The sequence below is a fragment of the Streptomyces sp. NPDC033178 genome, from assembly GCF_055577685.1.
Genome location: NZ_JBVIPT010000004.1, coordinates 353,794 through 365,999, shown reverse-complemented (window position 1 = coordinate 365,999; position 12,206 = coordinate 353,794). Strand labels below are relative to the sequence as shown.

Genomic DNA, 12,206 nt, shown 5'->3' with positions numbered 1-12,206 from the left:
CTCGGGCAATGGCCCGCGCGGCTCACCGTCGGGGCAGGACACCCCGGTGCGCCGACCCCAGCCCCGGCCGCACGGCGCAGGACCAAAGGGCGGCGGCCCTCGGGCAATGGCCCGCGCGGCTCACCGTCGGGGCAGGACACCCCGGTGCGCCGACCCCAGCCCCGGCCGCACGGCGCAGGACCAAAGGGCGGCGGCGGTCGGGCCCATGAAAAGATCCGGGACGGGTCTGGATCCCCGTCCCGGATCTCGTCCGTGCCGCCGCGCTCACCGTTGCAGCGCGGGCTCCTCGTCGTCGGCGAGCAGCTGTTGACCGTCCGGCAGCTCCGCCACTGGACGGGACAGCCGGCTCGGCCACCAGATCCGCCGGCCGATCAGCAGGGTGAGGGCGGGCACCAGGACCGACCGCACCAGCAGGGCGTCGAGCAGCACGCCGAAGGCGACCAGGAACCCGACCTCGATCAGCATCACCAGCGGAAGTGTGGCGAGGACCGCGAACGTGGCCGCCAGGACCAGGCCTGCCGAGGTGATGACGCCACCGGTGGCGGAGAGGGCTTTGAGCATGCCCTCTCTGGTGCCGAGGCGCACCGTCTCCTCCCGGGCCCGGCTGGCCAGGAAGATGTTGTAGTCGACGCCGAGCGCCACCAGGAACAGGAATGCCAGCAGCGGCACCGAATAGTCGATCCCCTTGAACCCGAGGATCGTGTCGAAGACGAACACGCTGCCGCCGAAGGCCGCGGCGAACGAGACGATCACGGTGGCCATCAGGACCAGTGGGGCCAGGATCGCGCGCAGCAGCAGCCCGAGAACGATCAGGACGACGGCGAGCACCAGCGGGATCACCAGCTTCTCGTCGCGCCTGGTGGTCACCTCGGTGTCGAGGTTCTCCGCACTCGGCCCGCCGACGATCGCCTCCGCCCCGCTCACCGCGTGCACGGCGGTGCGCACCCGCTTGATCGTGTCGTACTCCGCGACGGTGTCCGGCGCGTCCTTCGGGAACACGGAGATGTTGGCCCAGCCACCGCTGGTCTGCTCCGGGACGGCCAGGGCCACACCGCGAGTGTCCTTGACGATGTCGAGCACCCGCTCCTGGTGCGCCGGCCGCGTGAAGATCGTCATCGGCTGGCCGCCGAGCTCCGGGAAGTGCTGGCGGAGAACGGTGAAGCCGGTGACCGACTCCGGCGCGGAGAGGAACTGGTCCTGCTCCCGCAGGGCGCCGGTGTTGCCCGCCAGCCCGAGGGCGAGCACGCCGAGGACTCCGAGCGAGCCGAGCGTCGCCACCCACCGGCGGCGGCTGATGGCGGTGCCGAGCCGTCCCCACAGCCCCGGCTTCTCCTCCACGGCCGTGCTGAACCGCGGAACGGCCGGCCAGAAGATCCGCCTGCCGAGCACCACGAGCACCGCCGGGAACAGCGTCAGCATGGCCACCAGCGCGCACAGGATGCCGGCCGCACCGATCGGGCCCAACCCGCTGGTGCTGTTCAGGTCCGCGACGAGCAGGCAGAGCAGGCCGGCGACCACGGTGGCCGCGGACGCGACGATGGCCGGCGCCGCGCCGCGCAGCGCGTGGACCATCGCGACCCGAACGTTCTCATGGTGGTGCAGTGCCTCCCGATATCGAGCGATGAGCAACAGCGCGTAGTCCGTGCCGACGCCGAACACCAGGATCGTCAGCAGCGCCGAGTTCTGGTCGTTGACCACGATGCCGAAGCCCTTGACGAGCAGGTAGACGGTCCCCATCGAGGTCAGTGCGGCCGCGCCGACGGCCACCAGCGGGATGATCCACAACACCGGGCTGCGGTAGGTGAGGATGAGCAGGAGCGTGACGACGACGATGGTGGTGAGGAGGACCTGCACGTCGATGCCGTCGAAGACGGCATCCATGTCGCCGTCGATCGCTCCCGGGCCGGTCACGTCGAGTTCCAGGCCGGCGGGGCGGTCCTTCGCGGCGTCACGCAACGGGCCGACGATGTCCTCCGGTGCGCCGTAGGCCGTGCCCACCTCGAGGGTGAACATCATCGCCTTGCGGTCGGTGGAGGGACTCGTCGGTGAGCCCTCGTCGTCCTCGCCGGCCGCCGCCGTCGCCTTCGGCGGGTACCGCTTGGCAAGGGTGTTGTAGTGGCGCTCGACCGTCGCGCGGTCGGCGTCGGTCATGCCGCCGGCGCGGTGGTACACGAAGACGAACGTGTTGTCGTCACCGCCGGGGAGACTGTCGTCCAGCACCGCCACCTTGGTGGACTCGGCACTGGCCGGCAGGGTGTCTACGGCGCTGTCGGTGGTGACCGAGCTCAACTTTCCGCTCAGCGGCACCATGCCCGCCGCCAGCACCAGCCATAAGCCAATCACCAACCAGGGCACCCACCGGCCTGCCAACCGACCGGCCGGCGCTTCCCCGGACGGCGCTGCGTCGACTGCCATCACTAGCCTCCTACATACGGGTTACATCGCTTGTCTGATGCCTACTTCCTAACGAGCGGACCTGAGACGACCGTTAGAGCCCGTGAAGTAACCGGCGTCCGTTGTAGATGGTTATGTTGATCATCGATGTCTTGTGGGTGGGTGCGTCGCGGTGAATCGTCCGCGCGGCTATCCGTCGGACACCTCGGATGCCGAGTGGGAGATCACCGCGCCGTACATCCCGGTCAGAGGCACTCGGGCAGGTGCCGGCGGGCGCCCGGTCTTGTATCCACGGCGTGACATCGTGGCTGGACCACGACGGTGATCTGCCGGTGTTGGAAGGCACTTGACCGTGCCGAGGCTCCGCGACCCCCGCGCTGCGGACCGGTGGACCTGGCTCATGGTCGCCGCGTAGGTTTCGCAACCTCCGCGCGAAGCCCCCCCCGACCGGCCGGTGCGCCGGAACCCACCACTGCCGGTCCCGGACGCCCACCCGGCTCGAAGAACCGTCGGCCCGCCAACCGCTACGACGTCGGCAGAACCACCAAACGGGGCACCACGCTTCAAGAACGCAAGAAACACTCAGGTTGAAGAACAAGCTGAGAGCGGAACGTCGGGCGTCGCCTCACCAGGTCCGGACTGGATGTCGTTACGGGATCTCGTTACGGGATCCGGTTACGGGATCCGGTTACGGGATCCGGTTACGTCCGGACGTGATCTCTGTGGTGCCGGCGTTGGACCGAGGGCGGAAGCCCCGCCGACGGCAGGCCCGGGGGCGGGGCGATGCCCAGCGCCGTGCGGGCCGCGCGGACGTGGTGCATGCCCTCCAGGGCCGTGCGTGTCACCACCGCGTACTCGGCGGGGGTGCGGGCGGTGGCCAACTGGTGGCGGGCGGTGCGGTGGCGTTCAGCGGCGGCCGACAGTTCGCGGGCCGCGGTCCGGTCGGCGCGCGCGCCGGCGGTGAAGTCGGACAGGCTGCCGCCCAGCCGGACCACCCAGCGGTTGGCCTCGGCCTCCGCGTCCAGGTCTGACATGGCGCCCGCGCCGTTCGACCGCCGCTGTACGACGACCACGGCCACCGCCCCGACGATCAGCAGCAGTGCGAGCAGCACGGCGAATCCCATGATCTCCTCCGGTGGTCTCCTCCGGCGCTGCCGGTCTCCTGCGGGAGGTTCTCATCCCGCACGACCCATGAGACTCCCTGCCGCTGTGCGTCTCCGACGAGAATCCTGTGCGCCACCTGATCAGATGCCCACACATTGCCGATCCATGGCCGCCGAACGGGCAGGGCGGGCCCGGGGTCCCACTCCCCGGGCCCGCCCTGCGGTCGGCACGCCGAAGCGGACTACGAGGCGGAGGCCGACGCCGACGCCGACGCACCCGGCTGCACCGAGTCGTCCGTGCCCTCGTGGGTCGCGTCCGGGTCGACGCCCATGGTGATGGTGCCGACGACGCCCTTCGCGATGGCGTTCTTCTTGTACTTGAGCTTGAGGAGACCGCCGGCCGTGCCGGACTGGTCGTAGATGGTGTCCTCGGTGAGCGTCGTGCGCTCGGTCGTCGACGTGGAGTACGGCTCGACCTCCGCCGAGGCGAGGACGGACTCCTCGTCGAAGAAGAACTGGCCGGTGTGGCAGGTGTTCCCGCCCTCGTAGCCGGCGTCCGTCCAGGTGCCGCTGACGTGCACCTTGGTGTGGATGTGGACGCAGCGGCCCTGGTACCAGCCCGGGAAGACCGTCTTGAAGGTGACGAAGCCCTGCTTATCCGTCTTCCACGTGCCGCGCAGGTAGCGCTTGTCGTCGGTGGGCTCCTGGTGGCCGCCACCGCCGCCACCCGGCGGGGCACCGGTCGGCGTACCGGACGGAACGTCCGTGGGCGTTCCGCTGGGCGGAGTGCCGCCACCGCCGCCGGAGGAGGAGTCCTCGTACCCGGAGTACAGGCCCAGCGCGTCACAGTGCCAGATGTCGACGGCGGCGTTTCTGATCGGCTTGCAGGTCTCGTTGTCGATCACCTTGAGGCGCAGGGTCAGCGGGATGCCCTCCCGGTCCTCGGTGATGTCCTGGCGGAGCTTGTCCGCGTCGATGTAGTACGGGCCCTCGGTGGTCTCCGACGTGAGCTTGTAGCACGTCTCCGAGGAGGTGGAGGAGGCGGTCGGCGAGGCGCCCTTCGTCGTCTGGCCGGCGTTCGCGGTCGCGGCGATCGTGCCGCCCACGCCCACCGCGGCGACTGCCGCGCCACCTGCCACGACGACCTTTCGGCGCGTCACGTTCCGCTTGTGTTTCGGACCTTGGGCTGTTTGGTTTCCTTGGATTCCCGTCATGGACAGGGAAGTTAGGTAAGAAGACTGTCAAGGGCGTGGGCACGGACTGTGGGTTGCTGTGTCCATGAAGAACGTGGCGCGAATCGATCGCAGACGTACCTCTCACGAACGTGACCCTGCGGCACGCGACCGGAGTTCCGCGCCTCAGCGGCTGCCACGGGTCTCCGCCGCGCGGCGCGACAGGTCACGTACCAGGGCGGCCCGGTCCACGCGCCCGAGCGCTTCGGCGAGCCGGGTCAGGAGCTCGTCCGCGGTCTCCTCCCGCTCGGCCGCGGTCCCGGAGAGCGTGGCGTGGTCCGGGATACGCGCGAGGCAGGCGCCTACGGCCAGTTCGACCATGTCCCGCAGCCGGGGTTCCCTGATCGCCACGGTGACGTGCACGGACTCCGTGTCGAGGGTGCGGGTGTGGTGGGCGATGCCCTCGGGCAGATAGAGCACCTGGCCGGGCCCCAGGTCGACGGTCCGGGCGCTCGCCAGGTCCTCGACGTATCCGGGGCTCCAGTCGGCCGCGTCGCGCGGGGTGTCGTACAGATACCAGCGCTTGGTCCCGGAGATCTGCACGACGAACAGGTGGCCGTCGTCGCGGTGGACGCGCAGGCCGTCCTCCCCCGCCCGCGTCCAGAACGCCACGGCTCCCGCTTTGGCCGAGAACAGCTGTGCCAGGCGACGGCACAGGTGTTGGGCGGGGCGGTGCCACTCGTGCAGGTTCTGTACGACCACGGTGGCCCCGGCGGCCAGCTGGAAGCGGACCTTCGCCCCGTCCACGTACCCGGCCCGGAGGTCGCCGGACACGTGCATGACCCTGGTCAGCGCCTCGGGCGGCACCGGGGTGCCGCCCCGCATCGCGTTCAGCACCGGGTAGTGGAGCAGGCTGCAGTCAAGCCAGTCCTCCAGGTCCTGCCGGGACACGATCGCGGCGACTTCCGGCGCGGCGTCGAAGACTGCGTGTGCCTCGCCCCAGGGCAGGTCGTCCGCGGTACGGGGGTCACGGCAGAGCAGTCGGAGCCCGTCCCGCGGGCCGGTGGTCGCCTTGACCACTGGGCCGGTCGCCGTCCCGGTCACCGCACGGCCCGCCTTCTCACCAGTTATCCCGGTCACCGTCTCGGTCGTCGTCATCGAGCCTCCTCATGGGGTCGGGGGCGTGCGGTGCGTGCGGTGCGTGCGTGGTGCCGGCTCGGGAAGCCGCAGCGCGTCCAGGAATCCCGCGGCGGATCCTGCCGGGCCGGTTCGGGCCAGCGCGCTCCGCAGCAGCGCCCAGGCCTCGTCCCGGTCCGCCCAGCCGTCGCCTTCTCCTTGACCCCCGCAGAAACGGGAGTCGAGTTCGGCGCGGACGGTGTCCCGCCAGGCGTACCCCGCGAGGTAGGAGCGCCAGTGCAGGACGCGGGTCTGCCGCAGCAGGAGGAGTTCAGGAGCCCACCCCAGTCCGGTGGCGGTGGCCACGGCCGACGCGGCCTCCAGTGCCTCGGCCGACGTACGACAGCCCGCGAGGTCCGCGTCGAGTGCCAGGTCGGCCGCCATCAGGCCGCGGCTGAAGCGCTCCTCCTCGGCGTAGAAACGGGCGAGGACCGCGGCGGTCTCCTCGTCGATCCCCAGCCGGGCGAGAAACGCGGTCGATCCCGCCAGCCGCTCCAGCAGCAGGGCCCAGCCCTCCGACCGCAGCGGATCGAACGTCCACCGTTCGACGAGCGGGGCGTCGGCCGGCCGCAGCGCGTGCTCGGCGAGATGGGCCAGCTCGTGCAGCAGGTACTGGACCGTCACCGGCGTGACCGCGGTCGGCAGGGACAGCAGCGAGGAACCGGGCAGCCGTACGGGCATCACCATGGACGGGGTGTTCGGGCGCCGCAACACCTTCACCTGGTGGGCGAGCGGCAGCAGTCCGCGCCGCCGCGCCCGGCCGACGAGCAGGGTGATCAGCTCGTTCAGCTTGGGCAACGGGGATGGCGCCTCGCTGGACGCACCACCGGACACCCCGCCCGACGGCCCCAGCACGCCCTTGCCGAGCAGCAGCCAGCGCCAGTTGTACTCGGCGGTGGCGCTGCCGCGCAGCCCGGCCGGGCGGGCCCAGGCGGCGGCGATCTCCGACAGGTCCAGCACCGGAACCGTCACCTCGGCGAGCCGCCGTACGGAGTCGTGGGGCAGCGGGAACGCCGACTCGCCGCACCACCAGGGGCGTTCACCGGCGGCACGGCGCCGCTCGGCCAGCCACCACCAGACCTCGTCGGTCAGTTCGCGGGCCTCGGCGCACCAGACCTCGTACGAGGCCCGTCGGCCCTCCTCGTCCACCTCCAGATCGAGTACGGCCGCGGGGGCGGGCACGGGGGCCGTCTGGCCCAGGAGCTCGGCGACGAACCGGGAAAGGCCCAGCGCGTCCAGCTCACCGGCGGCCTGCCGGGCGCGCCGGGCCGCCGGGACCGGGTCGCGGCCGGGGAGCCCGGCACGCTCCAGCTGGAGGTCCGCGAGCAGGTCTTCGACATATACGACATATACGGCGTCGGATCCTGCGGGGTGTACTGCGTCGGGTACGCCGGGGTGTACTGCGTCGGGCACGGCCGCGGTCATGGCGCGCGCACCTCCTGAGGCCCGGTTGATCCGGTCGTAGAGGTGGTCGATGCCGTCCCCGGGCGTACGGCCAGGGAGGCCACCCACAGGCCCGCGACACCGAACCCGGTGGCGGCGAGCGGCCAGGCCAGGGCGGTGCTGCCGAGGTCACCGACGGCCAGTCCGGTCAGGATCAGGCCGCCACCGGTGAACAGGCTGTTGAACAGCGAGGCCACGGACAGGACGGTGGCGCGGTGCCCGCTGTCGATGCGTTCGTTCATGGCCGCCCGCACGCCGGGCATGCACAGGCCGAACGCCGTGGAGAAGCACACGTAGCAGACGATCGAGAGGGCCGGCTCCTTCACGGAGGCGGCGCAGACGAGTGCGAGAGCACCGGCCGCGGACGCGGTGACGATAACGGTTCGGCGTGCGGACGCGCGGCGTTTCTGCAGGCTCAGGGTCCAGCCGAGCAGCGGGATCTCCAGCAGGGAGCCGACGCTGCGCATCGCGCCGAGCACCAGCAGATTTCCGCCGACGAGTCCCTCGTACACGACCGTCCACTGGACGCCGGGGATGCCCCGGAACAGCCACAGGAGTGCGGCGGCGAGGATCAGGGCGATCAGTACCTTGTCGCCCCGCAGGGTGAGCCGGGTCCCGGTCATGACCTCGCCGAACGATTCCCGCAGCCGTGGTGCGAAGGCTTCCCGGCGCCGCGGGGCCGGGGGTCGGTCCGCGGCCGGGGGTCGGTCCCGATCCGGGCGCCCGGTCATGAGCCGCAGGGACAGTACGGCCGCCAGTGCGCAGGTCAGGCCCGCGACGATCTGGGGCAGCGCCAGGTCGAGCGTGCCCAGTGCGGCGCCGGTCAGGGTGCCGAGTACCAGGCCGGCGTTCTCGGCGATCTTTCCCTGGGCGAAGAGCCGGTCCAGGCCGCGCGGGTCCTTGGCCCCGGTCTCGTCCACGGCCCAGGCCTCCAGGGCCCCGGACGCGAAGGTGCCGCCCAGCGCGGAGAGCAGGACTCCGGCGGCGGCGACGTACACACTGCCGCTGAAGAACAGGGCGCTGTAGCCGACCGCCCGCAGGACGAAGCTGATCGCGACCGAGGCGCGCCTGCCGAGCAGGTCGGCCAGGATGCCGGTGGGGATCTCGGAGACCCCTTCGACGATCCACACCGCGGCGATCAGGGCGAACACCGCGCCCGAGCCCATGCCCAGCGACTGCAGCAGCAGGACGGATGTGACGGTGAGGAGCATGTCGGCGAAGTAGTCGAGACCGGAGACCAACAGATAGCCGCGGCGGACGCGGTCGGCCCGGCTGACGGGGTCGGCTGGGCTGACGTGGCCGGCCGGGTCCTGGTCGGCGGCGGGCCGCGGTGGACCCGGGCTCGCGTTCTCGTCTTCCGGGCCGCGAGAGGTCCCAGAGGTCACTGAGCGGCCCCGTCCACCAGTCTGGCGCCGTCCACCAGTCCGGCGCCGACCGCCTTGGCGTAGGTGGGCGTTCCCGAGGCGTCCTCGGGCACCGGCACGTCGGCGTCCCACAGCCAGCGCAGCGCGGCGACGGTGTCACCCGTGAGCCGTACCCGGCGGATGCGTTCGCCGGCCGGGACCGAGATCGGCACCGAGACGACGGCGAGCGGCGCGGGACGGCGTTTGACCAGCAGCAGCGCCTCGGGCCACGGGTCCACGGTGCCCCGCTCGCGCAGCAGCCTGCCGTACGCGGGGACGTCGAACGTGGCCTCGGCGGTCCAGGCGCCGGGCACCAGACGGGGGCGGCCGGGGGAGCCTCCGCGGCACTGGCGCGTGTCGACCGTGGCCCGGCCGAAGAGGTAGGCGTCCTCGAAGGCGAAGGCCTCGCCGACCCAGTCCTCCTGGCGGGTGATCCAGTCGGTGGACCGCAGGAATCCGCCGAAGGCGGCCGACGCGGTGGCCGCGGGCGGGAACACGGAACCGGGCTGGGCGGGCCGCCGCTGCCAGAACTCGCTGTCCAGGAAGGTGTGCAGGCCTTCCGCGCCGGTCCGGCCGTAGTACGCGAAGAAGGTGACCGGGAAGCTGACGTTCAGCACGTTGGCGACGGTCTTGCGGCGCCGGGCCTGCTCCATGTCGAAGCCCGGTCCCCTGGTGCCCTCGGCGACGACGGCCCGCTCGGCCGGGGGCAGTTCGGCGAGCAGTTCGGCCCGCCGCCTCGGGGTCGCGTTGAGGACGCGCCAGGTCGTGTCGGTCACCCTGACGTAGTCGAGAGCGACTCCTGAACCGACATCGAAGGTGTCGAGGGTCATGAGGCACTCCACCAGTGGTCGGCCCGGCGGGCGAATCTCCGTACGCTGTCGGTCAGTTCGTCGGCGGTCATGCCCTCCGCCTCGGCCATCACCGACCGCAGATGGGGTGCGCGGGGGAGCAGCGCGTCGGCCAGTTCCCACACCTCGTCGCTGACCGGCCAGTCGTGCTTGTCGTCGACCAGGCGTACGCCGCCCTCGAAGCGGCGGACGAACGTGCCGCTCATGTGGGCCTCGACGACCCGGTCCCAGGCGATGTCGTCGTCGCTCGGCAGCACCGGTGGCAGGCCTCGCTGGACCCGCAGTCCGTAGAGGTGGCCGACGTCGATGGTCATCAGGCAGTCGGCCCGTTCCGCGATCCGCGTCATCAGGGTGAGGATGTCCCGGTCGCCGACCACGAACGGGTAGGGCGCGTTCTCGATGGTCAGCGGGCGGCCGATGACGTCCTGGGCGTGCTTGATCCGGTCCACCGCCCAGTCGACGGCCTCGTCGACGAGCGGCATGGGCACCAGGGACTCCAGCAGGGTCTCCCCCTCGCGCACCCACATCGCGAGGTCGATGTTGAGCCAGGGCGAGTTCAGTTCGCCGGCACGCTCGCCGAGCATGCGCAGCAGCCGGTCGTCGAGCGGGTCGGTGCCGCACACGTCCAGGTCCAGCGGGTGGAACAGCGCGTGCAGCCCGTGCCGACGGCAGAACTCCGCGCAGCGCAGGGCGAGTTCCTGGTCCGTGGCCAGGACACCGACGCTGTACCAGGTGGCGGTGGAGCCGAGCCTGGTCGCCGTCTCCTCGGCGATGTCCATGTCCTTGATCGAGTCGCAGCTGAAGCAGATCCCGTGGACACCGGGCGGACCCAGTTCGGGGATCGCGGTCCCCGTGCTTACTGCTGTGGGCATGTGGTCGGTCCCTGCCATGCGCTAGTCCCTCCCGTGCGGGGCGGCGGCGCCCGGGGCCTGCGCGAAGCCTGCCTCCCGCGCGACGGCCTCGGTGCGTTCGATCAGGTCGTGCAGATGGACGTGGTCGTACCCGAGACGGGGCAGCAGCGCTTCGAGTCCGCCACCGCCTCCAACCTCGTCTCCAACCTCGTCTCCGCCCTCGTCCAGCAGTGGAAATCCGGCTTCGGCGTCCTCCAGCAGCCGTTCCATGAAGAGGTTGGGCGCGTGCCGCAGCGACACCACGTCGAGTTGCAGCCGGGCGTGCGACTCACGGGGGAGGTCCGAACCGTCGGAGCCGTCGGAGCCGTCCGAACCGTCGGCCATGGAGGCGAGCGCGAGTTCCCCCTGCGCCAGAGCGCCGTCGATCCGGTCCTGCCACTGCTTGCGGAAGGCCCGCAGCGTGTCGCTGAACCTCTGCACCTCGGGCAGTTCGAAGAGCGTGAAGGGGCTGGGCAGATCGTCCGGGTCGAAGACGACGCCGAACCGCCGGGCGTAGAAGTCCCGGATCGGTGTGCCCTCGTAGAGCACGAGTGCGGTGTAGAGGTGGTCGTGGGGCACGTAGTCGTAGAAGCCGGCCTCGCGCAGGAACTCCAGGTTGGCGCGGATGTCGGGCAGGGTGGTGGCCGGGTCCAGCATGATGAAGTCGAGGGAGATCTCGATGCCCAGCCGCTTCAGCAGCCGTACGGCCGCGACGTTGACCTCGGGCTTCACATGCTTGGCGAGCCGTTCGAGGACCGGTTCCGAGGCGGACTCGATGCCGAGCTCGATGAACCGCAGCCCGCACTCCTTGAGCCGGGGCAGCACCTCGGCGGCCTTGAGGATCTGGTTGACCCGGGTGCCGAAGCTGAACGTGACCTGCGGATCGGCCTCGTACAGCGCCTCGGCGACCTCCAGGGCACGGGTCGGCGACACGAAGAAGTTGGCGTCGCTGAAGTACACGTGCTCGTAGTTGACGCCGTGCCGCGCGCGGAAGTGGAGCAGTTCGGCGACGACGCGTTCCGCCTCGCGCGAGCGGTACTTGCGGCCGATGGTGAGCACACCGCAGAAGGAGCAGTTGTACGGGCAGCTGCGGCTGCTGCAGATCGTCAGCGCGGCCTTCAGCCGGCCCTGCACCTCGTCGTAGTACGTGAGGTCGGGGTAGCCGGAGTGCGAGGTGAACTCGGCGTCGGGGAACGGGATCTGGTCGAGGTCGGGGACGAAGTCCCGGTCCTCGTTGACCAGGAGGCCGCCGCCGTCGGGCGCCCGCCAGGTGGTTCCCTTGATCCCGGTCAGCCCGGCCTGCCCGGCCTGCCCGGCCCGGGCGTCCACACCACCGCTCGCATCCCCATCCCCGCCCACGTCCAGGCCGCGTACGAGATCGAGCATCGCCTCCTCTCCCTCTCGCCGGACCACGACGTCGACGCAGAGGTAGCGGCGCATGATGTGTTCGTGCACGGCGGTGGCATGCGGGCCGCCGAGGACGATCAGGCACTCCGGTCTACGGTTCTTGATCCACTCGGCCATGGCGATCGCCGCGCGGAACGACTCGTTGTAGACGGAGAATCCGACGACGTCGAAGCGGTCGAGGCCGTAGTGCGCGGCGAGTTCGACGGCGTCGTCCTCGGAGTCCCCGAAGTCGAAGCCCGCGCTGGGGAATCCGGCTTTCTCCAGGTGGGCCATGATGTAGGCCAGCCCGATCGGCTTGGACTTGCGGCGGTCCGAGAAGCCGACCGAGGGGTTGACGAAGGCGATGGCCGGCCGTGTCAGCGTGCCCATC

General features: G+C 70.9%; 9 protein-coding genes. All 9 read right to left on the bottom strand.

Going from position 1 to position 12,206, the window contains the following annotated elements:
- Positions 1-264: 264 nt before the first annotated feature.
- Entirely contained in the window at positions 265-2,415 is a 2,151-nt protein-coding gene (locus tag ACZ5VQ_RS12340) for an MMPL family transporter (RefSeq protein ID WP_469104810.1), read from the bottom strand.
- Positions 2,416-3,095: 680 nt separating this feature from the next.
- Positions 3,096-3,518 carry a hypothetical protein gene (locus ACZ5VQ_RS12335; protein WP_469104809.1) on the bottom strand — a complete coding sequence of 141 codons (423 nt, stop codon included), beginning with the start codon at positions 3,516-3,518 and terminating at the stop codon, positions 3,096-3,098.
- A gap of 221 nt (positions 3,519-3,739) precedes the next feature.
- Positions 3,740-4,711 (bottom strand): intradiol ring-cleavage dioxygenase, encoded by a 972-nt coding sequence (locus ACZ5VQ_RS12330; RefSeq protein WP_469104808.1) that lies wholly within the window; start codon positions 4,709-4,711, stop codon positions 3,740-3,742.
- 144 nt (positions 4,712-4,855) lie between these two features.
- Positions 4,856-5,827 carry a JmjC domain-containing protein gene (locus ACZ5VQ_RS12325; RefSeq protein ID WP_469104807.1) on the bottom strand — a complete coding sequence of 324 codons (972 nt, stop codon included), beginning with the start codon at positions 5,825-5,827 and terminating at the stop codon, positions 4,856-4,858.
- Positions 5,828-5,836: 9 nt separating this feature from the next.
- Positions 5,837-7,270, bottom strand: a complete 1,434-nt coding sequence (locus ACZ5VQ_RS12320) for a hypothetical protein (RefSeq protein WP_469104806.1) — start codon at positions 7,268-7,270, stop codon at positions 5,837-5,839.
- Positions 7,267-8,673: an MFS transporter gene (locus ACZ5VQ_RS12315; protein WP_469104805.1), complete on the bottom strand. Its 1,407-nt coding sequence runs from the start codon at positions 8,671-8,673 to the stop codon at positions 7,267-7,269. Before ACZ5VQ_RS12315 ends, ACZ5VQ_RS12320 begins: the two co-directional genes overlap by 4 nt.
- A complete protein-coding gene (locus ACZ5VQ_RS12310; protein ID WP_469104804.1) occupies positions 8,670-9,521 on the bottom strand; it encodes a hypothetical protein in 852 nt (283 codons plus the stop codon). Before ACZ5VQ_RS12310 ends, ACZ5VQ_RS12315 begins: the two co-directional genes overlap by 4 nt.
- On the bottom strand, positions 9,518-10,411 hold the full coding sequence (locus tag ACZ5VQ_RS12305; protein ID WP_469104803.1) for a multinuclear nonheme iron-dependent oxidase: 894 nt from the start codon (positions 10,409-10,411) through the stop codon (positions 9,518-9,520). The genes ACZ5VQ_RS12310 and ACZ5VQ_RS12305 overlap by 4 nt, the downstream gene beginning before the upstream one ends.
- A gap of 21 nt (positions 10,412-10,432) precedes the next feature.
- Complete coding sequence (locus tag ACZ5VQ_RS12300) at positions 10,433-12,205, bottom strand: B12-binding domain-containing radical SAM protein (RefSeq protein WP_469104802.1); 1,773 nt, start codon at positions 12,203-12,205, stop codon at positions 10,433-10,435.
- Position 12,206: the final 1 nt, after the last annotated feature.